This window comes from Streptomyces sp. NPDC059917, from assembly GCF_042730635.1.
Lineage (GTDB): Bacteria > Actinomycetota > Actinomycetes > Streptomycetales > Streptomycetaceae > Streptomyces.
Genome location: NZ_JBHWLC010000001.1, coordinates 211,183 through 232,801, shown reverse-complemented (window position 1 = coordinate 232,801; position 21,619 = coordinate 211,183). Strand labels below are relative to the sequence as shown.

Annotated in this window: 19 protein-coding genes and 1 pseudogene; 9 read left to right on the top strand and 11 right to left on the bottom strand. The window is 71.1% G+C overall.

What is annotated here, in order from left to right; genetic code table 11:
• Positions 1-137: 137 nt before the first annotated feature.
• The 3 genes from ACFWAR_RS01180 to ACFWAR_RS01170 all read right to left on the bottom strand — a co-directional run bounded on the left by ACFWAR_RS01180 (position 138) and on the right by ACFWAR_RS01170 (position 3,142).
• Positions 138-1,655 (bottom strand): SulP family inorganic anion transporter, encoded by a 1,518-nt coding sequence (locus ACFWAR_RS01180; RefSeq protein WP_385772161.1) that lies wholly within the window; start codon positions 1,653-1,655, stop codon positions 138-140.
• The gene (locus tag ACFWAR_RS01175) at positions 1,652-2,245 is read right to left on the bottom strand and encodes a carbonic anhydrase (protein WP_385772160.1); all 594 of its coding nucleotides are present in this window, start codon (positions 2,243-2,245) and stop codon (positions 1,652-1,654) included. Before ACFWAR_RS01175 ends, ACFWAR_RS01180 begins: the two co-directional genes overlap by 4 nt.
• Before the next feature lie 600 nt (positions 2,246-2,845).
• Entirely contained in the window at positions 2,846-3,142 is a 297-nt protein-coding gene (locus ACFWAR_RS01170; RefSeq protein ID WP_385772159.1) for an FAD-linked oxidase C-terminal domain-containing protein, read from the bottom strand.
• 334 nt (positions 3,143-3,476) lie between these two features.
• Between ACFWAR_RS01170 and ACFWAR_RS01165 the strand changes: the two are divergent.
• From ACFWAR_RS01165 to ACFWAR_RS01125, 9 genes and pseudogenes are all read left to right on the top strand, one after another.
• A pseudogene (locus ACFWAR_RS01165) lies at positions 3,477-3,566 on the top strand (IS5/IS1182 family transposase); the annotation flags it as partial.
• A 16-nt stretch (positions 3,567-3,582) separates the two neighbouring features.
• Positions 3,583-3,840 carry a carboxylesterase family protein gene (locus ACFWAR_RS01160; RefSeq protein WP_385772158.1) on the top strand — a complete coding sequence of 86 codons (258 nt, stop codon included), beginning with the start codon at positions 3,583-3,585 and terminating at the stop codon, positions 3,838-3,840.
• A gap of 449 nt (positions 3,841-4,289) precedes the next feature.
• Positions 4,290-5,189, top strand: a complete 900-nt coding sequence (locus tag ACFWAR_RS01155) for an oxygenase (protein ID WP_385772157.1) — start codon at positions 4,290-4,292, stop codon at positions 5,187-5,189.
• Positions 5,190-5,221: 32 nt separating this feature from the next.
• Positions 5,222-6,247 carry an ornithine cyclodeaminase family protein gene (locus ACFWAR_RS01150; protein WP_385772156.1) on the top strand — a complete coding sequence of 342 codons (1,026 nt, stop codon included), beginning with the start codon at positions 5,222-5,224 and terminating at the stop codon, positions 6,245-6,247.
• Complete coding sequence (locus tag ACFWAR_RS01145) at positions 6,238-7,599, top strand: Y4yA family PLP-dependent enzyme (RefSeq protein WP_385772155.1); 1,362 nt, start codon at positions 6,238-6,240, stop codon at positions 7,597-7,599. Before ACFWAR_RS01150 ends, ACFWAR_RS01145 begins: the two co-directional genes overlap by 10 nt.
• A gap of 72 nt (positions 7,600-7,671) precedes the next feature.
• Positions 7,672-8,700: a cysteine synthase family protein gene (locus ACFWAR_RS01140; protein WP_385772154.1), complete on the top strand. Its 1,029-nt coding sequence runs from the start codon at positions 7,672-7,674 to the stop codon at positions 8,698-8,700.
• 15 nt (positions 8,701-8,715) lie between these two features.
• The gene (locus ACFWAR_RS01135; protein WP_385772173.1) at positions 8,716-10,131 is read left to right on the top strand and encodes an MATE family efflux transporter; all 1,416 of its coding nucleotides are present in this window, start codon (positions 8,716-8,718) and stop codon (positions 10,129-10,131) included.
• A 157-nt stretch (positions 10,132-10,288) separates the two neighbouring features.
• Positions 10,289-10,576: a hypothetical protein gene (locus ACFWAR_RS01130; protein WP_385772153.1), complete on the top strand. Its 288-nt coding sequence runs from the start codon at positions 10,289-10,291 to the stop codon at positions 10,574-10,576.
• A 102-nt stretch (positions 10,577-10,678) separates the two neighbouring features.
• Positions 10,679-12,025 carry a hypothetical protein gene (locus ACFWAR_RS01125; RefSeq protein WP_385772152.1) on the top strand — a complete coding sequence of 449 codons (1,347 nt, stop codon included), beginning with the start codon at positions 10,679-10,681 and terminating at the stop codon, positions 12,023-12,025.
• 22 nt (positions 12,026-12,047) lie between these two features.
• Here the strand turns inward: ACFWAR_RS01125 and ACFWAR_RS01120 are convergent, their stop codons facing one another.
• From ACFWAR_RS01120 to ACFWAR_RS01085, 8 genes are all read right to left on the bottom strand, one after another.
• The gene (locus ACFWAR_RS01120; protein ID WP_385772151.1) at positions 12,048-13,493 is read right to left on the bottom strand and encodes an NADH-ubiquinone oxidoreductase-F iron-sulfur binding region domain-containing protein; all 1,446 of its coding nucleotides are present in this window, start codon (positions 13,491-13,493) and stop codon (positions 12,048-12,050) included.
• On the bottom strand, positions 13,490-14,335 hold the full coding sequence (locus ACFWAR_RS01115) for a hypothetical protein (RefSeq protein ID WP_385772150.1): 846 nt from the start codon (positions 14,333-14,335) through the stop codon (positions 13,490-13,492). The genes ACFWAR_RS01120 and ACFWAR_RS01115 overlap by 4 nt, the downstream gene beginning before the upstream one ends.
• A gap of 30 nt (positions 14,336-14,365) precedes the next feature.
• Positions 14,366-14,851, bottom strand: coding sequence for a hypothetical protein (locus tag ACFWAR_RS01110; protein ID WP_385772149.1), 486 nt, complete (start codon positions 14,849-14,851; stop codon positions 14,366-14,368).
• Positions 14,838-15,920 carry a hypothetical protein gene (locus ACFWAR_RS01105; protein WP_385772148.1) on the bottom strand — a complete coding sequence of 361 codons (1,083 nt, stop codon included), beginning with the start codon at positions 15,918-15,920 and terminating at the stop codon, positions 14,838-14,840. The genes ACFWAR_RS01110 and ACFWAR_RS01105 overlap by 14 nt, the downstream gene beginning before the upstream one ends.
• Positions 15,887-17,170, bottom strand: coding sequence for a DUF1996 domain-containing protein (locus ACFWAR_RS01100; protein ID WP_385772147.1), 1,284 nt, complete (start codon positions 17,168-17,170; stop codon positions 15,887-15,889). The genes ACFWAR_RS01105 and ACFWAR_RS01100 overlap by 34 nt, the downstream gene beginning before the upstream one ends.
• Before the next feature lie 276 nt (positions 17,171-17,446).
• Positions 17,447-19,198, bottom strand: coding sequence for an asparagine synthase-related protein (locus ACFWAR_RS01095; RefSeq protein ID WP_385772146.1), 1,752 nt, complete (start codon positions 19,196-19,198; stop codon positions 17,447-17,449).
• Positions 19,199-19,242: 44 nt separating this feature from the next.
• The gene (locus ACFWAR_RS01090; protein ID WP_385772145.1) at positions 19,243-20,355 is read right to left on the bottom strand and encodes a trypsin-like serine peptidase; all 1,113 of its coding nucleotides are present in this window, start codon (positions 20,353-20,355) and stop codon (positions 19,243-19,245) included.
• A gap of 103 nt (positions 20,356-20,458) precedes the next feature.
• Positions 20,459-21,613, bottom strand: a complete 1,155-nt coding sequence (locus tag ACFWAR_RS01085) for a hypothetical protein (RefSeq protein WP_385772144.1) — start codon at positions 21,611-21,613, stop codon at positions 20,459-20,461.
• Between the last annotated feature and the right edge of the window lie 6 nt (positions 21,614-21,619).

The following is a 21,619-nucleotide window of genomic DNA, read 5'->3' as shown; positions in this document are numbered from 1 at the left end:
ACCACACATTCAACAATGTGGGGATTCACTATTGCCCGATGAGGTCTATTTATTCCGCCAGAATCTGGGAAGGTCGATACGATCATCTATGTTGGCTGGTATTCGCGCGGGCAACCCTCGGCCTGCCTCGGCGGATTTCATCCCTGCGCGGGACCTTTCCCTGACCGGACGAGCGTGATCTGCTCCGTGCTGTGGCGTTCGGCCCAGGCGTCCAGGGACGTCCGGCACGCGTGGTCCAGGTGGTGGAGGCTGGTGACGTGCACGTTGATGGCGCGGTCCCGCGGGAGGGCCTCCAAGGCATCGAGGATCTTCGGCAGCCGCAGGAAGGTGGCGGTACCGCTGAGATGGGCCTCAATGGCGCCGGGTCCTTCAGCCATGACCTCCACGCGCACGTGGGAAGTCTCCCAGGCTGTCTTGGCGATGGCCATGGCCAGCCCGATGAGTACGCCCTCGAACATGCTCACCGTGACGACGGCGGCGGCGGTCGTGAACAGGACCAGTACTTCGCCCCGGTGAGCGCGCCACAGCTCGCCGAGCTTGTCGACGTGGAGGAGCTTGCATCCGGCGTGGGCCAGGACGCCCGCGAGTGCCGCGAGCGGAACGATGTCCAGGGCGGCCGGCAGCAGCGCGGCGAAGAGGAGCAGCCACAGGCCGTGTAGTACGCGGGATGCCTTGGTCCTGGCGCCGGCCTGGACGTTGGCGGCGCTGCGGACGATGACCGCGGTCATCGGCAGGGCCGCGAGCAGGCCGCACACGGCGTTGCCGATGCCCTGCGCCATCAGTTCCTTGTCGTACTGGGTGCGGGGGCCGTCGTGGAGCCGGTCCACTGCGGATGCGCTGAACAGGCTCTCCGCCGAGGCTACGAGGGCAAACGCGAAGACGGTGGCGATGACGCCGGCGTCCGCGAGTTGCCCGAGGTCGCTCAGGCTGAGCGGCTGGACTGCGCCCCTCAGCCCCTGCACCTCCAGCCTCGCAACGGGCAGTTCGAGCAGCAGCGACGCGGCGGTGGTCAGGGCGACGGCGGCGAGCGGCGCGGGTATGGCCCGGAAGGCCTTGGGCAGCCACCTCCACGCCACGAGCGCCACGACGGTTCCCGCCCCCAGCGTGAGGGAGGCGAGCGCGGCGGTGGAGTCCAGGGTGTCTGCGAGAGTGCCGGGTAGCGCGAGGATCTTCGCCAGTCCTCCGGGAGGAGACTTGATGTCCGTCATGGCATACAACTGGCCGACGATGAGCACCAGGCCGATCCCGACGAGCATTCCTTCCACGACCGCAACCGAGATGGCTCTGAACCAGCGCCCCAGACGGAGTGCTCCCATGATCGTCTGTAGCAGACCGGCGGTGAGGACGATCACGCCGAGAGCGGACAGGCCGTATTCCTCCACCGCCTCGTAGACCAGGACGGTCAATCCGGCGGCGGGGCCGGAGACTTGGAGGCTACTACCGGGCAGCAGGCCGGTGAGCAGGCCACCGACGATGCCGGTGATCAGGCCGAGTTCGGCGGGCACCCCGGACGCGACGGCAACGCCCACGCACAGGGGGAGGGCGACGAGGAAGACGACGAGCGACGCGGTGACGTCAGGTCGGGGGTCAAAGGGTCCAGCATTCTTCCAGCCGCCGAGCCCGGCCGTCCACCACTGCCTGCCGGGCGCGGTCACAGCGCGAAGAAGGCGTCGGACCCGGGGCGGTGGGCCAGTACGGAACCGGTGTGGATCTCGTAGAACCAGCCGTACAGACGTATGGACCCGGCGGCGAGCCGTCGCGCGACGCACGGATAGGCCTGGAGCCGGGCGAGTTGGTCCAGGACGTGGGCCTGCACCGCCTCGGCGATGTCGGGGGCCGCCCGGTCGGCGCCCTCCGGCAGGGGGGTCGCCTGCCGGAGCCAGGCGCGGACGGCGGGCACGGCCCTGAGGTCCTCCTGCCGTAACAGCGCGCCGACGGCGCCGCAGTGGGAGTGACCGCACACGATGACCTCGGTGATGCCGAGGACCTCAACCGCGTATTCGATGGTGGCCGCTTCGCCCGAGGGGTGCGGCCAGCCGTGGTGAGGAACGACATTGCCCGCCGTGCGCAGCTCGAACAGCTCCCCGGGACGCGCGCCGGTAATCAGGGAGGGGACCACTCGGGAGTCCGAGCAGGTGATGAACAGGGCGTGCGGCGACTGGCCCTCGGACAGTCGGCTCCATTCCTCGGGCAGCTGTGCGGCTCGCAGGGGGAAGGTACGGGCGTGCTCGACGAGATGCTTCAACCGGCTGACTCCTGGTGGTGCCGCGGGCTCGGGCGCGTCTGACGGAGCCTCGCCCTTACGGCGTGGGGAACGGGGTGGTGCGCCGACTACGTGAAACGCGGGGTGCGAGAGAACGGCGCCGCGGCACTCGCGGGTCCCTTGATCCGACGCGGTTCGTCCCGGTCTCGGAACCGCGCGTCGCCCCGCCGCCGCACCAGGTGGATCTTTTATATCGGACCGGTCGGGCACCACCGCTCGCTTTGTCCAGGTTGCTCAAAAGGACGTCTCTGGGGCGTTTGGATGTGGCGAGCCCTCCCACGAAGACGGTCAGGTCGTGCTGCGTGGCGGGCGGGGGCCCGACCGCCGCACCGACGGGTCCCGGCGGTCACGGCGTGGACCGGGCCGTCCAACTCGCTGACAAAGCCAGCGTGGGCCGAGTCGTCGTCGTAGAGGACCGTGGGGTGCATCTTGCCAACGCGTCGCCGGCATGGCCGATGACCGCGACGAATGAGTCCCGCCTCGGCGCCGACCCGCGTGCAGCAGGCGATGAGTTCGGCGATACGGATGCGGGGCGCGGCCACGTCCTCGGTGAGGCAGGCGCGCCCTGGGCCGCCAGGGCGGTCAGCGCGACCCGCCCGGCGCGCAGCAGCAGGTCGCCTTCCGCCAGGTCCTGGGTGGCTGCGTGTATACGGCTCCGGCCTGATGGAACAGCTGCTCCATCAGGCTCAGTTCCCCCTCGGCGGCCTGACCTCCCTCGTCGGACGGACGCAACAGCAGTGCCTGGTCGCCCGAGCCGACCAGTTCGGTGGCAAGGTAGTCGGACGACGCCCACAAGCAGGTCGCGTCCATGATCTCCATCATCGAGGGCACCAAGCCCGCCCGGACCACTCGGTTGACGCTGTCCCCCGCCTTCTCCACCGAGTCGAATAGGTCGATGAAGTTACCGGGGCGGCGGGCAGCAGTCGCAGGGCGAGGATGGCCCGGGTGATCATGCCGAGCGTGCCCTCGCTGCCGACGAGGAGGCCAATGAGGTCTTGACCCGCGACGCCCTTGACCGTACGGCGGCCGGTGCGCAGCAGTGAGCCATCGGCGAGCACCGCCTCCACGCCGAGGACGTAGTCGATGGTGACTCCGCAACTCCCGCAGCACAGCCGCTCGAGTTGGTGGCGAGGTTACCGCCGAGGGTGCACGTGCCGGGGCTGGATGGACCGGGCGGGCAGAACGGCGGCCGTGCACAGGCCGCGGTTGAGCGAGAGATCAGCGGGCCAACCGGCGCCGCCACCGCAACGAAGTTGAGCGGATCGTCAACCGGCTCAACAACTTCCGGGCCGTTGCCACGCGCTTGAACGGCCTGCCCGATGTCCCGGGCTTCCCGTACGGGCGCCGCGCACGCCTTCGAGGTCCCGTACCTCGGTCTGATGTCGGCGCGGCAGCCGCTCACCGGTGCGCAGCAGGCCCTGGCGGACGAGATGACCGGCTACTGGACCCGCTTCGCCCGCGCGGGCGAGCCCAACGGCGCCGGGGCGGCCCGCTGGCCCGCCTACCGTGACCCGTCCCCGCTGGCCCAGACCCTCGCGCCGGCCCCGGTGGCATCCACCCCTTCACCCCAGAGGTGACACACGATTGTTCCTTCTGGACGAGCCTGCCCCACCGAGCCCTAGGGAGGGGGAAGCAGCATCGTCGAGAGAGCGGGGACGAGCTCCCGCCCAGAGAGGGTTCAGGCGTGCGGGGCCGGTCTTTCGGAGCTCGCAGATCACATCGCGGACGGGATCCTCGTTCGTAAAGACGGAACGGGCCATGACAGGGGCCGTACTGCCACAGGTCGAGGCCACTTCGGGACGCCTCGCAACGTCTGCGGCTCCGGCCCCTCGGGACACCACTCAACCTTGGACAAGACAAGCCGTCCGACCGCGCCCCGCTGTTACGTTCGGGGCGTCCCGTGGTCCGCAGGGCCCCGGCGCGTCCCCCGGCGCGTCGGGGTCTGACCCCGCGCGTGCCGCACTGCCCGGCCACGAGAGACACGCGCACGCGTTCCCCTCCATCCGACGAAACGGATCTCTTCGCCATGAGCACGGCACCCACACCCCTGCGCGAGCTGGACGAGCGGACCGGGGGGGAGCTCCGCCGGGCGGCGGCAGAGATCCGCGCCGAGTTCGGGACCTCCGCCACGAGTGCCCGGCTCCTGTACCGCGTCGCCGAGGTGTCCGGCAGGTTCGATCACGCCCTGCGCCTGCAATGCCGTCCCGTGGACACCGCCGACGGCTTCTTCCTCCTGCGCGGCATCGCCGCCGAGGACGGCGACGTGTACGACATCTCGCTCCTCCTCCTCGCCTCCGTGATGGGCATTCCCCTGGCCCAGGGGGGTCGACCGGACGGTCGTCTCGTCGACGTCGTCACGTCCCCCAGCCACTGGACGACAGGGGCCGGGGCCACCGGCACCGTTCTGGTCGCCCCGCACGCCGAGGACGTCGGTTCATCTGAGCGCGCCCATCTGCTGATGCTCGGCTGCACACGCGTCCCCGGCGGTGCGGCCGGCACCACCGCGACCGCCGCGGCCGGCACCTGGGGGACGCCTCGCCACGTCGGCGACAGTCCCACGGGCGTGTGGGGCCAAGCGGGCCAGCCTCCCACGCTGTTCGCCACCGACGACGACATGACGCTGCGCTTCGCTCCGTCCAGCGTCCCACCGCGCAACATCGTCGAGACGTACAGCACCGCCTTCCGGCAGCTCGCCGACGAACAGGACGTGAGCACGGTCGAGGTCTGCCTGAACCCCGGCGAGGTGCTGGTCGTCGACCACGACCTCGCCGTCCACGCCTGGGTTCCCTTGCGGGTCCGCTGCGACGGCGCCGACCTCCGGCTCAAACGCGCCCAAGTGCGCGTGCCCGGCCGCGACACGCCTCCCGCGTCTCGAGCCGCCGGGCAGGACCACGGCCCGGGCGCTCTCGAAGCGCACGCGAGCTGACCACCCGCAGGACCCGCACCGGAGGAACCCCCATGAGCGACAGCCCCACGGCCCCCGCCCACGCGCCGATACCCGACGACGGCAAGCGCCTGCGTCTGCTGTCCGCCGCGGACCTCGCGGAGATCGAGCTGCCCCTGGCCGACGTGGTGGCACTGGTGGAGGGTGCCTGCCGCACCCTCCACCTCGGCAGGTCCGCCAACCCGCGCAAACTGCGCGTCACTCCGCAAGGCGGGCACTCGGTCGCCTACGCGATGCTGGGCCGTGACGGCTCGCGCGGGATCGTGGCCGTCAAGACCTCCTACAAGCACGGCCTCCACAAAGGCAGGAGCGAACAGCACTACTACACGACGCTGACCCTGTACGACGACGTCACGGGCCTGCCGATCGCCATGATGGACTGCGCCCGCATCGGCGCCCTGCGCACCGCCGCGGTCTCCGCCCTGCTGGCCCGTGAACTCGCCGTGCCCGGTGCCCGCAGCGTCCTGGTCACCGGAACGGGCACGCAGGGGCGGCTCACGCTCCCGTTCCTGCTCACCGCCCTCCCCTCCCTGGACCGGCTGATGCTCTTCGGTACGTACGCCGAGGGTGTGCGGGCGGTGCGCGAGCAGCTGCGCACCCACTTCCCCGACCGGGATGTGGAGGTCGTGTCCGACCTGCGGGCCGCCGTCGCGGACGCCGACGTCGTCGTCGGCGCCGCGGGCGGGCACACCCCCGCGGCGGTGGAGGCGGCGTGGCTTAAGCCGGGAGCGCTGTCGATCCTGGTGGGACACGGGCTGGCGCCGTCCACCCTGCACGGGGCTGACCGCGTCATCGCGACCAGCGCGGCGCAGATGCACGTCACGGGCAAGGACATGGCCGACACCGCGGGCGCGCTGCCGGCCGTCGACGCGGAGTTCCCGGCCGTTCTCGCGGGCGACAGCCCCGGGCGCACAGGCCCGACCGACCGGATCTTCGCGTACAACAGCGGCCTGGTCGTCACCGACATCGCCCTCGGCCACCGCTTCTCCCGACGGGCCTCCGCCCGGGGGCTGGGCACCGAGGTGGCTCTGTGGCAGTGAGCGGCCGTCCCCTGCCCACCCTACCGGTGCTGCCCGACGCCGCCACGGACCGGGTCGTGGCCAGCGGACTGCTCACCGAACTGGCTCACGCGTTCGGCGGCCCGTTCCACTTCCTGCTGCCCGACGCCTTCGACACCCATCTGCGAGCCATGCGGGACGCGCTCACCGGAGCCGGGGTCGACGGCTTCGTGTACTTCGCGAAGAAGGCGAACAAGGCTGCCGTGTTCGTCGAGCGGGCCATCGCCGGCGGGGCCGGTGTGGACGTCGCCTCGCTCGCCGAGCTCCGCGAGGCCCTCGGTCACGGGGTGCGGGGCGAGCACCTCGTCGTCACGGGTCCCGCCAAGGGCCCAGCTCTCCTGCACCTGGCCGTCCAGCACGGCGCGCTCATCGCGGTGGACGCGCTCGACGAGCTCGACGCCCTCGTGGCCGTCGGCAGCTCGCGGCCCACCCGCATCCTGCTGCGGGTCCTGCCACCCGCACCGCCGTTCAGCCGCTTCGGGCTCACCGAGGCAGAGCTGAACACGGCCCTGAACCTGTGTTCCCGGGAAGGACACGCCGTGCGGATGGAGGGGTTCAGCTTCCACCTGTCCGGCTACGCGCTCCAACCCCGCGCCGATCTCGCCGCCCGTTTGGCCTCCCTGTGCCACAAGGCCCGCGTGCTGGGGCTGGAGGCCTCACGGGTCAGCATCGGCGGGGGGCTGCCCATCAGTTACACCGACGCGGACAGCTGGCACGGCTTCCTCGCCGAGCAGAACAGCAGTCACTATCACGCGGGCAAGACCTTCCACACCGGGGACTTCTACCCCTACTACTCGCCCGCCGCGGGCGCTGACGCCCTGGCCAGGCTCCTGGCCACGCGGCCGGAGGGCAGTGACACCGCGCTGTCCGGCGTCCTCCAGGAGGCGGGTGTCACCCTGCTCCTGGAACCCGGCAGGGCCCTGCTCCACCAGGCCGGCGCCACGGTCTTCCGGATCCAGGGGGTCAAGGGACGTGACGGGTACCGGATCCTGACCGTCGACGGGACCAGTCTGAGCCTGTCGGAGCAGTGGTTCAACAGCGAGTACCTGCCCGACCCGGTCCTCCTCCCCCAGGACTCCGGCGGCCCGACGGGTCGCTTCCCGGCGAGCGTCGCGGCGGCGACGTGCCTGGAGTCCGACCTGCTCACCTGGCGGAAGATTCCCTTCCCCCGCTGCCCGCGCGTCGGCGACCTACTCGTCTACCCCAACACGGCGGGATACCAAATGGACTCCAACGAGTCCCCCTTTCACGATCTCGCCCTGCCTCCCAAGGTCGTCATCGACCGGACGGACCGGCCGCGCCCCCGCTGGCGCCTGGACCGGCACTTCGTCTGACGGCCCGACGGCCAGGCGCCGCGCGCACCATCAGCGACGCCCCTTTCCTCCTACGATCCTCTGGAGTTACCGATGCCCGGAGCCCTTCAGCGCCCCGCCGTGGTCTCCCGCATGTCCGAACTCATCGGCCGCACCCCGCTCCTCGAACTCGCCTCCACCGAGACCGGCAGCCGTCTTCTCCTGAAGCTGGAGATGTTCAACCCCCTCGGCACCGCGAAGGTCCGCATGGCCCGGTCCATGATCGACGCCGCCGAGGCGACCGGTGAACTCCGGCCCGGGGGCCGGATCATCGAATCGACCTCCGGCAACACCGGTCTGGGCCTGGCCGTCATCGCCGCCGAACGCGGGTACGCCTTCACCGCCGTCGTCGACCACCACGCCTGCGCCGACAAGCTCCGTGGCATGAAGGCCCTCGGCGCCGAACTCGTCTACGCCGTCGGCGACGGCGACGAGCACCTCGCCACCGCCGTCCGCGAGGAACTCGCCGAAGACATGGCCCGTGGTCAGGACAACACCGTCTTCACCGAGCAGCACAACAACCCCGCCAACAGCATCGGCTACGCCGCCGTCGCGCACGAACTCCACGAGGCACTCGACGGGGACATCGACGTCCTCATCGGCCCCGTCGGCACCGGGGGCACCCTGTGCGGGACCGGCCGGGAGCTGGCCGCACTCGTGCCCGGGCTCACCGTCATAGGCGTCGAGCCCAAGGGGTCCATCGTCTTCGGCGGCCCCGCCCACTCCTACCGCCAGTCCGGTACCGGTACTCCAGAAGGTGCCGAGATCGGAGCCCTGGTCGACTTCGACCTCATCAACGAGGGCGTCAAGGTCGGCGACGTCGAGGCGTTCGCCACCTGCCGCGCCGTCGCCCGCACCGGACTCCTGATCGGCGGATCCGCCGGCGGGGTCGTTCACGTGGCCCTCAACCGGCTGTCCTCCCTGCCCCCGGGCACCACCGTGGTCGCCCTCGTCAACGACAGCGGCGAGAAGTACGCGGACACCATCTTCGACGACGTGTGGATGCGCGACCGCGCCCTCCTGGACCCCTGGGCCGAGCAGGAGATCGACGAGCTGCTCGGCAAGCTCCGCGGGGACCGGTAGGCCGTGCCGGAAGCCCTGGTGCGCGACAGTCGCGCACTCGGCGTCCTCGCCGTGCCCCTGATCCTCACCCAGCTAGCCCAGGTCGCCCTGACCACCACCGACACGGTGATGACCGGTCTCCTGGGCACCTCCGCGTTCGCCGCGGGCGGGCTGGCCGTCGTCATCTTCCACCAGGTCCGCACCATGGGCGTGGGCCTGCTCACCGCCATGGGCAACCAGACGGCCGCCGCGGTCGCCCTCGGCGAACGTGCGACCCGGGAGGGCCACCGCGCAGGAGAACCCGGACAGGAAGAGGCCGCCGCCGACGGCGAGGTGCGGTCCGTCGTACGCGCCGGGCTGGCCGTCGCCACCTTCGCGGGCATCGTCGGCGCCCTCCTGATGATCCTCTTCGGCCAGTGCCTGACCCTGCTCGGCCAGGACGAGGAGGTCGTCGCCCTCACCCGGAGCATGCTGCTCACGCTCGCACCCGGTCTCCTGCCCTGCCTGTGGTTCCAGGCCGTCCGCCAGTTCACCGTCGGCATGCGCCGCCCCCGGGCCCTCCTGCCGATCGCCGTGGCGTCGATCGCGGTCAACGCGGGCCTCGACTGGATCCTCGTCAACGGGAGCTTCGGTCTGCCGCGCCTCGGCCTAGTCGGCGTCGGCGCGGCTACCTCCGGCGTCTACCTTCTCTCCTTCCTCGCCCTTCGGTTCTCCGTGAGCAGGGACAAGGAACTGGCACGGTTCCTCGCCCTGGACATCACCCGAGCCGATCCCGTGGCGCTGAGGCGCCTCGTCGTCCTTGGCATCCCCATCGCCGCCGCGTACGGCTCCGAAGCGGGCTTCTTCTCCCTCACGACGCTGATGGCCGGCTCGTTCGGCCCCGATGCCCTGGCCGCACACACCGCCGCGAACCAGCTGGTCCACATCGTCTTCCAGGTCTCCGTCGGTTTCTCCCACGCCGCGTCGATCAGCGTCAGCCGCGAGCTCGCCCTCGGCAACCACGACGGCGCCCGCCGCCTGAGGAACGCGGCCCTCGCGTGTTCCTCCGTCGTCATGGCTCTCGTCGCAGGGCTCTACCTGATGCTCCCCGGGGCGGTCCTGGCTCCCCTCCTCGGCACCGGCACCGGCACCGGGCAGGCCCTGACCATCGCCACCCAGCTGCTGACCGTCACAGCTTTCCTCCAGTTCTTCGACTGCGCCCAGAACATCGGCACCGGACTCCTGCGGGGCCTGGGCGAGACCAAGAGCGGCTTCCTCATCACCCTCGTCGGCTACTGGGCCGTGGGATTGCCTGTTGCCTGGCTCGCGGCCCACCTCCTGGGCCTGGGCCTCCTCGGCGTCTGGCTCGGGCTCCTCACCGGTCTCGCCACCACCGCCGGCCTCCTGATCCGCCGGTACAACCGGTGGCTGGCACACCACGAGGGCAACAACGGGACCGCGCGTCCCGTGTGAACTCCCGGCCCGACCCCCTGTGCAGCCCCTTCGGACGGAGGGGTGGATACCGTTCCCTCGGCGGGTGGTGGCTCCCGGGCAGGGCGGCGAGGATCAGCGGGCGGTCCGCGCCACTGGGCCGCCGAACCACCGAACCACCAAAACCGAAGGACGCTCCATGTCACGCCTCAGCACCAATCTCGGCCTCTGCGCCGCGGCTCTCGTCGTCGCCCCGGCCGCGCTCCTCAGCGTGGCGACCACCGCTTCGGCAGGTCAGATGGACTTCGGCGGCGCCGCGGGCGACCGCGGCTCCTCGACCTTCTCTCCCACGGCCGGCAACTGCGAGGGGCTGCAGGGCTACCTCCGCTCGCACGGCGGTGTCGTGAAGAACATGAGCAACACCTTCCAGAACGAGTGGCGCCAGTGCGCGGCCGGTCCCATCGCCGGTTCGTTCGGCAAGGGCTGACGGCCCTCCCCCGCTCGGCGGGAGACCCGGCCACGGTGAGGGAGCGGTCCGCTTGGGGGCGGACCGCTCCCTCGCTCCCTTCCCCGACCCAGGAACAAACAGATGAATCCGACATGCCACCCACTGGCCTCGTTGCGGGCCTCCGTCAAGCTGTCCCACCCCGCATACGCTCAGCTGGTCGCGGAGACGCATGCGGCCCTGGGATTCGGGCAGATGGCGGCACGCCGGGAGAAGATCTCGCGCTGGGAGTCCGGACGGGCCACTCCCGAACTGACCGCACAGCTGGCGATGGCCCACATCCACCAGGTCCCCCAGGAGACCATCCGCCATCTCGGCTGGCCGAACTGGCTCAACGTCGCCGCCGAGAGTCCCGCCGTGCTGGCCCACCCGTGGACGACGGAGCACGCGGTGGACGCCCTGCGCATCGCCGCGTCCTCGGGCAGCCGGACGAGCTCTTCGGTGGCCGCCTGCGGCCCCCGCGCCGCGCGTCTGGCCGACGCCTGGGAGACGGCCCTGGCCGGCTCACCGGAGCCTCCGGTGAGGGAGGGAACGCCCGTGACCGCGAGCGACATCGCGTGGATGCGGATCCGGCTCACCGAGCTCGAAGAGGTGTCGCAGACCATCCCCCCGGCGGTCTTCATCCAGGCCGCGGTGTCCAAGCTCCGTGTGATCACCGGCCTGCTGGACTCCTCCGGGTACACCCGGGAAACGGGGACACTGCTCCTTCGTCTGGGAGCGTGGGCGGCCAACCTCTGCGGGGAACTCAGCCACACCCTGATGGACCCCGCGAGCGCGGAGCGCTACTTCATCGCGGCGGTGCGGTCCGCCACGGCCGCGCGGGCTCCCGCGTGGGCGTCCGTGAGCATGAGCAATCTGGCCTTCGTCCACCTCGACTTCGGCGATCCGAGGGACGCCCTCGGCCTCAACCGGGCCGCACAGAGGGCCGCACCGACCCCCTCGCCCCGGCACGAACGCCTCATGCGCACGAGGGAGGCCCTCATCCTGGCCCAGTTGGGCGAGCGCACCGCGAGTGCCCGGGCGCTGGACCAGGCTGCGGACACGCTGTTCTCGGGCCCCCACACCGAGGAACCGGACCTGGCCAGCAACCTCAAGGGGGCGGACGAGGAATGGCTGACCATCCGCGCCGGGATGACCTACCTCCGCCTGGGCAAGTACCGCACCGCGATCGACTACTTCGCGATCCTCCTGGACGATGACCCCTCGCTGCGGCAGCGATCGCACCACGCGCTCCCGAGGGAACTGATGGAAGCCTCCGACGCCCTCCTGGCCATCGGAGATCCCGGCACGGCCGCGCTCCTCGCGGGCAGGGCCGTCAAGGTCAACGGCACCCTGCCCGAGGGCTACGTATCCCGGGTCAGGGGCGAGTTCGCCCAGTACCGGTACCTGCCCGCCGCCAGAGACCTCCTGGGCCTGCTACCCGACGCGTGAGGTCCCTCGATCTCCCCTTCCCTCATCCCTCGATCCGCAGGGCGAGGGCGGGGCAGCGGCGCACGGCCTTGAGCGCGTCCGGCAGGGACGCCGGACGCAACGCCATGTTGGCGGACATCGGATAGCCGTCCACCCCCAGTTGGATGACGCCCGGCAGGACGTCCGCACACAGGCCGTGCGCACGGCAGAGCGTCCAGTCCACGAGGAGGCTCTGGGTCTTCTCCTCCGTCGTCAGCGGGAGCACGCCGAGGGTGGGCCGGCCGCAGCCGTTGCCGCGGACGTGTTCCGCGACGTCGTCGGCGAAGATGGACAGGGCCGAGGCGACGAAGCGCGACGTGCCGTCGGGATGGCTGCATGCTCCGCGGCCCTTGACGCCCTTGATGTGGGCGTAGACCGCGTCATAAGCGGACTGTCCGCCGGTCGCGGCGAAGACCGCCATCTCGTCGGCCAGCCCCGTCAGGCCCCATACGCACGGCCCGCACTGCTGCGCCGACTCGTCGGCCATCCAGCGGGCCACCAACGCGGTCTCGCCCAGCGGGCAGGTGTCCGCCGGGAGGGGCAGCACCGCCCCGGCTCCCAGGGTCGCGCCGAGGGCCGAGAGGGAGTCCCGCGAGACAAGGACGCTCTGCGCGTCGTCCGGCGTGAGCCACATGCCGTGGTAGCCGCCGATCAGCACGCCCTGGCCCACGGACATGCCGCACATCTCCAGGATGTAGTTGAGGGGCGCCCCCGTGGGAGCCTCCACCACAAGGGCGCCGGAGATCGTCAGGAGCACGGTGCCCGGCTCGTTGGGCAGGCCGGTCTTGCGGTAGGAGTCCGCTCCCAGTCGGGCCGCGACGGCGAGCTGGGCGAAGGTCTCCGTGTTGGAGAACAGCGTCGGCATGCCGTACAGGCCCTGCTCGCTGGTGCGGACCTTGCGGCCAGCGGGGAGGGTCGGACCGTTGCTGAGACCCCGCGTCATCGCCGTGCCCTCACCCGTCACGAACCGCTCGGGCAGCCGTTCCACCCGCAGCAGCGTCGTGGAGGGCCCGCGTTCCGCCAGGGCCTGCTGAACCGATGCCTCGACATCACGGCGGGTCACCCCGATGACCGCCTCCTCCGCTCCGATCGCGGCCGCGGCCAGCTCCGCGCCGTCGAGGACGAGGTGCGGAGCCCGCAGCAGGAGGGCGGTGTCCTTGAGACAACTGGGCTCTCCCTCGCTACCGTTCACGATGACGGCCGTCTGCCGGTCTCCGGCGGCGCTCGCCTTCATGACCGCCTGGACCTTGCGCGCGAAGGGGAACCCCGCTCCCCCACGCCCCCGCAGGCCGATGTTCTCGGCCAGCTCGACCATCTCGGCGGCCCGCATGAGCCGCAAGGGACCGTGCACGGAGATGTGGCGCTCACGGTCCAGCCGTTCGGCGTTCTCCAGGCCCGCCAGCAGGGTCGCGGGCCCGAACGAGGTGATCTCGGGCTGGATCTGGTTCATCGCGTCGGCCTTTCGAACGTCAGGCGCGGCGCACCGGGTTGCACCACTGGAACCGGGATCAACGGTTCGGAGGGCGGCCGGCCCACCGTGGGGGCGGGCGCCGCTGCTCTGGGCACGGGACGGGAGCGCGACTGGCTCTGACTGTCCAGCGTGTTCTTCTCCCGCATCTTCAGCAGCAGGGCCACCGCCACCGCGGCGACAGCGGCCACGTAGGCCACGGTGATACCGACGGCGGCTTCCCGTCCGGCCTTGAGCCCGTGCAGCAGCGCCGCGCCCCACGCCAGGTAGGCGGACATGTGCAGGGCACGCCACAGGAGCGAGCCCCTGGTGGAGGTGAAGCGGCTGCGAGCGGCCCCCGTGATCGCGACCCCGACGAAGACGTAGCCGGCCAGCGAACCGAGACCGATGAGCACCGGCTGCGTCGTATCGGTGAACGGCACGACGGCCGCCAGGGGCAGGACGCTGTTGCGCTCGACCTTGATCCATATGTGCAGGAGGAGGAACCCGAGCCCCGCGACCGCCAGGATCCGGTGGACCCGTTGCGTCCACAGGCGGTGCTCGGGGTACAGGACCTTGCGGTCGGTGGCGGTCAGGCCCCACATCACCGCACCGCTCAGGGCCAGCAGCGCCAGGACCCCCGCGCCGAAGTCCAGGAACGCCTGGATCTCCGGTGCGGCCTGGATCAGGGCCGCCGTTCCCACGACGGCGACGGCGGTCGCCATGAGGACGAGGACGACCTTGCCCACCGGGCGGCGGCCCGGGGCGGTGCCGGGGTTGTCGGCTTCTCTCGGGGCGGCTGGGGGCGCCGCGCCCCGGGAGCGGTTGCGCGCGATGATGGGCACTGGGTCAGTCCTTCGTGGTGTGGTGGTCGGTCATTCGGGCGAGGCCGGGTCGTGATCCGCGTGCCCGGAGTCGTGCGTGGCGCCTTGCTTGACCTCGCCGCCGAGCCGGGTGGCCAGCGCCTTCAGTCCGGGCTCCGGTGCTCCGGTCACCACCACCCATGTCCCGCCCACGACATAGGTGCCGCCGTAGGCCTGTGCTTCCGTGAGCCAGGCCTCGCGGTCCCCGCTCTTGGCGAAGCTCAGGACGCGGTACTGACGCTCCCCGGCCGTGCACGCTCCTTCGCGGAACTCGTGGGAGTCCGTCACCACCTCCTCCCGGCAGCCGAGCGCGGACGCGAGCCGGGTGGACTGCGCGGCGGTGCCGGTGTGCTGGTGTTGGTGGCTCTCGTCCACCAGGCAGACCGTGGGCAGGACGAGGGCCAGTACGCACACCGTCGCCTGCGGAACGCGAGGGATCATCCGGCTCGCGGAGCCCCAGGGGCGGATCAGGTGGCGGGCGACGTTACTGCCGGACACGTCGTCCGTTGGAATTGATCGCCGACCAGCGGTTGGACATGCCGTGACCCCTGACGTCGCCGCGCTCCACGTCTCCGTCGAAAACGAAGACGGGGTCGCCGTTGATGACCAGTTGGACGGTCCGGTCCTGCAGGATCCTGCTGGTGACCAGCCTTCGGTCGATCCCGTTCACCCGGATGTCACCCCTGATCAGTGCCGGCCGCCACCGGGACATGCACGAGCCGATGCAGATGGTCTGGCCGAAACCGCCGCCGTTCGCGTACAGCGTGTGTCCCCGGGAGTCCACGATGATTCCGCCGAGAACGGTTTGGTTGATGATGTTCACCGCGAACTGGGATTCCTGGTTGCCTTCCCGGCCCCGGCCCCGGTCCTCTTGGCCACGGTCGCCCCCCTTGCCGCCGTTGGATTCCTTGCCTCCTTCGCCGGGCTGTCCTCCGGTGGTCCGGGCGGCCTTCTTTCCATCGGGGGCCACGGCACCCCAGTTGTCCACTAGCGTGCCCTTGGTCTCCCCGGGACTCGTGTCCTTCGAGTAGCGGTAGACCGGCCATCGGCCGATCGTCAGCTGCTTCGATCCGTCCTTGCGCACGACCTCGCCGAGGGCCTTGCTCTCGATGCCGGCCGCGGCCGCCGAACCCGCGATGACGGGGGGCCACAACTTGGCGCAGTCGCCGTCACAGTTCGATTTGGGCGCCTTGGGGTCGTCCTTGTCGAACCGGTAGAGCGTGAATCCGGCGTTGGTGACGACGGGACCCAGTGCCGCGTCGTCGCGCACCGCGAGGCCGTCGGCCGGGGCGCCGGGCGGGCCGCTGGGTGAGGCCCCGTCCGTCACGGGTGCGGAGGACGGTGCTCCGGCGGGCAGGAGCGCAGGAGGCAGATTCGGCACGGTGCCGCCGGCCGCGTCGTTGGCGGCCACGGGCGGGGGCGGCGGTGCGGTGTTCTGTTTGCTGCAGCCCGTGGCCAGCACGAGCAGGGCGGCAGTCGCAGGTATGACGACCACGCGCAGAAGACGGTTCAGTGACACGGCTACTCCTCGTTTCAGTTGTTGCAGCGCTGTCCGCTGTTGATGCACCTGACCGCTTGGTCCATCTGCCTCGCGGACATCACGTTGATGAAATCTCCGTGATCGGTGACGGCCTTGTGCAGCTGCTCCGGAAAGCTGTCGACCGCGAAGAAGGAGTCCGCGGGAACGTTGTAGGTGAGGCGCTGGGTCAGCTTGGGGATCGCCTGGAAGCCCCTGCGGCAGTTCCCCGAGCCGTCCGGGAACACGACGTGCGTCCGGTGGTTCGCGCTGTCCTTGTTCTTCCCGTCCCAGCAGCTCGGGAATTCCAGTGCCCTGACGACCTGGGCACCCTGCGGGCAGGTGGGGTACTTGTTCTGGAGCTGCCGGTTCTCGAAGCCCGTGCAGCTCCAGGAGGCGCGGGCGTTCTTCGTGCCGTTGGTGAACGCCTTGGCGTCTCCGGTGATGAGGCGCATGAACTGGGGCATGGCGGTCACCTGTGCCGTCGCGCTGCCGTCCAGCTTGAGGGTGACGGTGGCCGGGGTGAGGATCCGGCCCACGTTCTTGTCCTGACCGCCGCCCGGCGCTTTCGCGTCCCGTTCTCGCGATCCGTCCAGGACCCGCAGGACGGGCCAGTAGTGGGTGGATTTGTCGCCGTTCTTACAGGTGGTTCCTGCGGCGATGAGGGTCCTGTTCACCGACTGCGCGTCGGTGGAGTCGTTTCCGACATAGTCGTGCATGTGGTGGGCGCCATTCGCCACACCGGGAGCGACGATGACGTTGTCGGAATTGAAGTGGCCGTTCTCGTTTCGTCCGCAGTCGACGGTGAAGGTGCCCGTGGAGGCGTTGCGCTGCGGACGGGCCTGCCCCGTCTTGGGCGGTGCCTGGGTGATGTCGGCGAAGTCCCGGCGGGACAATCCCTGTCCCTGCCCGTTGTTGTTGCCCTTCTTCCCCCCGGGCCCCGCGAGCGCGACGATGCTCTGGTCCGGCTCCGCGTCCGCCTTGATCTGGCACGTGGCGAACGCCCTGAGGTTGGGCGGTGTGGACGACACACGGCGGAACGCCTCCTCCATGGTCCCAAGCGTCGCCGCGCGCTGCACCGAGAGTTCGGCGAGAGCCGATTTCGCCTGATCGGGTCCGCCGCCGGTTTGCTGGATCCTGTTGAAGGCGCCGGCGATCTGCACGTCGAGCAGGGCGGAGTTCTCGTCCACCGCACGCTGCGCGCCCTCCGGCACCTGGCTCAGGGGCTCGGTCAGGTCCGGGCACACGATCGTGGGAGACGCCAGGGACCTCACCTCGGGATCCGGGTCGCCCGCGAACACGGAAAGGGATACGAGCGTTCCGACTCCGGCCAAACCCAGCGCGGAGATCAGGAATATTCCCCTGCCCTGCCGAGGCCTTCCGTAACGAGGTCGCCGCTTCATTCGATTCTCCTTGACTACGGCATGATCGAGCGGGAACACATCACACCCGGGCATCATTACGGTAGGGGCGGATCCATTCCCGCAGACCGAATGTGTATTGTTCGGATAAGCAATTCCGCCGGTATGTTGTCTCTCGCCAATCGGCGGCTGCGGATCCCTTCCACGGCTCACCCGTCACCGCTCGGCCCGGGGATAGAGGCTGCGCACCCACAGTTCGCACATCAGCGTGGTGGAGAGCAGGAGCCCGGACAGTTCGCCGATGGGCTGCGGGGCGCCGAGGCAGTCGGACAGCCGGTCCGCGTCCACGAGTCCCATCGAAGCGAGCGCGGACTCGCCGGTCACGAGCCGTCTGATCCGCCCGACGTGTTCGTCCCGCGGCTCGCACACATCGGGAACGGTGTACCCGATGTCCGGGGCTTCGGGCGCCGGTTCGACGTCGGCCATGGCCGTGGTCAGGAGGGGATCGCTGCGGAAGGGGGTGAGCCGCTCCTCCGCCCGGGTGGAGAGAGCCGCCTCGACGACCGCCCGGTCGGCGTACGGATACTCCATCCGTACGCCGTACAGGGCGGCCGCGTCGGCCCGCGCCCGCAGGGTGCGGGCGGCACCTCTCAGTGCGGCTACCGCCCCGTGCTGGTGAGGCATCCGGTGGACCGGGCTCGCCCCCGAGGCGGCGCGGGCCAGAGCGTCACCGAGGACGTCCCGGGCCAGGGGGGTCAGCCACGGGGGTGCGTAGCTGCCCGCTTCCCAGCCCCCTCGCCGGTCGGCGGCGAGGCAGTCGGCGAGCCAGGCACCGTAGGAACCGCGGGTGCCCGCGTGCGCGTGGATCGATGACCTCGGGACCCCGCCCAGGGACGCCCAGCCCGCGACGTGGCGCCGGGCAACGATCCGGCTCCGGCGGCGCGCCCGCAGGAGGTAGCTCAAGGGTGCCGACGTCCCTTCGCGGGCCGCGCCGTCGGAGAGGAGCGTCTCGGCGCCGGCCGAGACCGTCCGCCCCCACCGGTACCGGGACTGGACGGCGCTCAAGAGGGCGGGGGTGGGCCCGTCGAGGAGGAAGGGAGCCGCCTCCAGTCCCGAAGGGTCCGCCATCACCGGCCCCGCGCCCTCGGCGGGGAACCCCGGCCGCGTGGCCAACGCCGCCTCGGCCCCGCGGGCCGCGATCAGGTGGATCCGTCTGTCGTGTTCCCTCACCAGGGCCGCCATCGCGCGGCCCGTGGCGCGGGCCGGGGCCTCGTAGCCCATGATCGTCTGGTGCCCCAACCGGATCCCCACCGCCACCCGCAGGGCCTCGCGCAGCACGGGCGCCGCGTCGGCCAGGGGTGCCTCGTCATCGGGAACCTCCCACCAGGAACGCATGACGATCCTGCCGTCGCGCAGTCGGACGGAGCTTCCCGGTGGCACGGCGCCGATGCCCTCGTAGGGGGTGGTGCCGTCCTCCGTCAGCGCCAACGGCGGGACGGGGCCGAGGAGCAGCCGGGCGAGATGAGCGGGGTCGGGCCGTGGCCCGGCGTCCACGACCTGGGCCAGGACCCGGGCGTGGCTCCCGGCCATCATCCCGTTCGGGACCCTCGTGGTGAACACGGCCCGGAGCCCCGTGACGTCACCGCAGACCTGCCGCTCCTCCCCCGCGGCGAACAGGGCGTGGTAGCTGCCCGGGAACCGCATGAGCACGCTCACGCGGCCCGAGGCCACCGGAAGGACGGCCGCGAGTTCCCGCTCCGTCACCGTGTGCGTTCCTATGAGGACGGCCGTCGTTCCGGCCCGGCACGCGCGGGTCACGGCAGCCCTCGACTGGCCGATGATCCACGGCTGTCCGTCGTGATGGGCGAGGATCCGGGTGTAGGGATCCAGGACGCGGGCCCGTTCCACACAGCGGCGCGCCGCGGCGCTGTCACGCGGGAGCACGACGAACCAGTCGGCCGGCAGCACGGGAGCGGCCCGACGGGGAGGGGAGGAGGGGGTGCCCGCCACCACTACCCGCCGGCGAAACGGCGGCTCACGGCTTCGTAGACCGCTCTTGCCTCGGGCCCCAGGCGGGGACCCGCCAGCCAGACCGACGGATCGGGGCCTATGGAGGTGTTGGACACCAGCACCACCTCGTTCCCGGACACCCTGCGGACCCAGCCGCCGCCCGACGAGCCTCCGGTCATGGTGCAGCCGATCCGGTACATCGTCGGCTGCGTCGGCTCGACGGAGAGCCGGCTCGAGCGGTCCACGCAGCGGAACATCAGGCTGCCGTCGAACGGTACGTCGGCCGGGTATCCCCAGATGCCGAGGGTGCCGACGGACTCGGCGGGCGGAGCGTCGAAATCGACGCGCAGCGCGGAACCCAGGCTCTCCTCCAGGGAACGCAGCTTTCCCGCGCCGGGTTTGACGTGCAGTACGGCGAAATCGAAGGGCGCCCCGGCGCCGCCCGTCTCGGCGCCCGTATTGATCCACTGCTCGGAGGTCTGCGCCCAGTCCGCCCACCAGGTGCCGAAGGGCAGGGCCTTGGACGCGGCCTGCGGGGTCGAGACGTCGAAGGCCCGCTTGGGGGCCCCCGTGTCATTGAAGTCCGGCACGAAAACGATGTTGCGGAACCAGCCTCCGTTGCGCCCCGCGTGGACGCAGTGCCCGGCCGTCCACACGAGGTTGGACCGCCCCGGGTTCGCCGGGTCGCGGACGACGGTTCCCGAGCAGACGGCGGGTCCCGCCGGTGTGTCGAAGAAGATCTTCCCGATGGACGCCGCCGACTCGTGGTAGGGGGTCTGTTCACGCACCGCGTTGACGGGGGCCGGATCCGGATCCGAGATCCCCAGACTGGCCGTGCGCGCGTCGACCGTCTTGCGGGAGCCCGCCGCCTGGAGCATCCGGCCGGCGCTCCAGAGCCCCTCGATCACTGGATTGAAGAAGTCGCTCGCTCCGCTGAGCCAGGAACCGGGGTCCCAGTTGCTCCACTCCCCCTCCTTCCAGCTCTTGAGACTGGTCGGTCCGGAGGTTCTCGCGGCGCCTTGGACGGGACCCACGGACGAGCCGCAGGCACTGGTGGTCGCGAGGACGACCGCCAACAGCACGGCGGCCAGTGCGCGCCGGAGTGTGACTGGCATGGATGCGGACTCCCTTGTGGCATGTTCACTCCCCGCCGTCCGCCGGTTCGGAGGGCTCTGTGGCAGTGGGCTGACTGGTGCGTCCGGACGGGCCGTCCTCACGTCACCCGTAGCCTCCGGGTCGACGGGGACCACTGCCCCAGGGCTCCCGGGGCAGCCCCCACGGAGCTGCCGGAGTGAGTGCCCCGGGGCCCGAGCCGAGCGGGGAACGGACCTCGGCATCCCGCTGTCCGCCCGGCAGCCAGACCGCGGCGGCCACGTCCTCCAGTTGGTCCCGCCCGCGTCCGCGGCCGATGAGGGGCAGCATGTGCACGGCCACGACCTCCTCCGCCAGCAGGTAGCAACGCGTCTCTTGGGCCGAGGCGTTGGCGGCGATGAGCACCGCCGACGGCTCGGGCCAGTCGCGGGGGTCGGCGGCGTACCCTGGAGCGGCGAGGATGAGGGCCCACGGATCGCCCTGGGTATCGGGGACATAGCGCTCGAGGCTCCCCTGCGGCAGACCACCGCCCGCCGGGCCCCAGTCATCTCCCTGCTCCCACTCCCTCGCCAGAGCCGGTCGGGCCCGGTAGAGACCGGTCCGGTCGGGAAAGTAGGGAGGAGGAGCGGGCATCGACGAGAGGCTCCCGGAGAGCCAGGCCCGGTAGAGGGGGTCCAGCGTCGTGGACCATGAGGTGAAGCACTCGGCGGCGGCCATCTGCCGGAAGACCTCGCCACAGGCCTCGGCCAGCTCGGTGAGCGCCTCCGCCAGGGAGGGGAAGGACGCCGCCGTCGCGGTCGCCCGTTCAGCCGAGAGGGCGGCTTCGGCCCGTACCCCGCACACGGCATGGGCCCAGGCGATGGCGCTGACCGCGGCCGACTGCGGACGGGGTCGGTGACCCGCGCTCGGCGGTGGCGCCGAATCCTGGATGGCGGCGGCGAGCAGATCGGCGCCGTAGCGCGCTCCGGTGCCACTGGCCTCCGAGGGGTCCCAGCCGCGTGCGCCGTCGAGGAGTTCCACCCGCTCGCGCAGGGCCTCCGTACGGTGGACTAGCTGTTTCACGTGAAAAAGCCAGTAGACGGCCTCGGACACCCCCGGGCCACCGCTCCCGGCCGCTTGCTCCGCGGACGGCGCCGTCCCGGCGGGCCGGGCCGGGGCCGGCAGGCGCCTGGTCACCTCGGGGTGGGGAGCCTGGTGGAGGAAGGCCCCCGGCCCGGCCGTCGCGGCACGGGAGACCACGCCGTTCTCCGGGGCGCGGACCGGTGCGAGTACGTCGTCCATGAGCCG

Coding starts and splice junctions, on each gene's coding strand:
- ACFWAR_RS01155 (WP_385772157.1), top strand. CDS start 4,290: ATGAGCACGGCACCCACACCCCTGCGCGAGCTGGACGAGCGGACCGGG.
- ACFWAR_RS01120 (WP_385772151.1), bottom strand. CDS start 13,493: ATGAACCAGATCCAGCCCGAGATCACCTCGTTCGGGCCCGCGACCCTG.
- ACFWAR_RS01160 (WP_385772158.1), top strand. CDS start 3,583: ATGTCCCGGGCTTCCCGTACGGGCGCCGCGCACGCCTTCGAGGTCCCG.
- ACFWAR_RS01140 (WP_385772154.1), top strand. CDS start 7,672: ATGCCCGGAGCCCTTCAGCGCCCCGCCGTGGTCTCCCGCATGTCCGAA.
- ACFWAR_RS01130 (WP_385772153.1), top strand. CDS start 10,289: ATGTCACGCCTCAGCACCAATCTCGGCCTCTGCGCCGCGGCTCTCGTC.
- ACFWAR_RS01125 (WP_385772152.1), top strand. CDS start 10,679: ATGAATCCGACATGCCACCCACTGGCCTCGTTGCGGGCCTCCGTCAAG.
- ACFWAR_RS01085 (WP_385772144.1), bottom strand. CDS start 21,613: ATGGACGACGTACTCGCACCGGTCCGCGCCCCGGAGAACGGCGTGGTC.
- ACFWAR_RS01090 (WP_385772145.1), bottom strand. CDS start 20,355: ATGCCAGTCACACTCCGGCGCGCACTGGCCGCCGTGCTGTTGGCGGTC.
- ACFWAR_RS01150 (WP_385772156.1), top strand. CDS start 5,222: ATGAGCGACAGCCCCACGGCCCCCGCCCACGCGCCGATACCCGACGAC.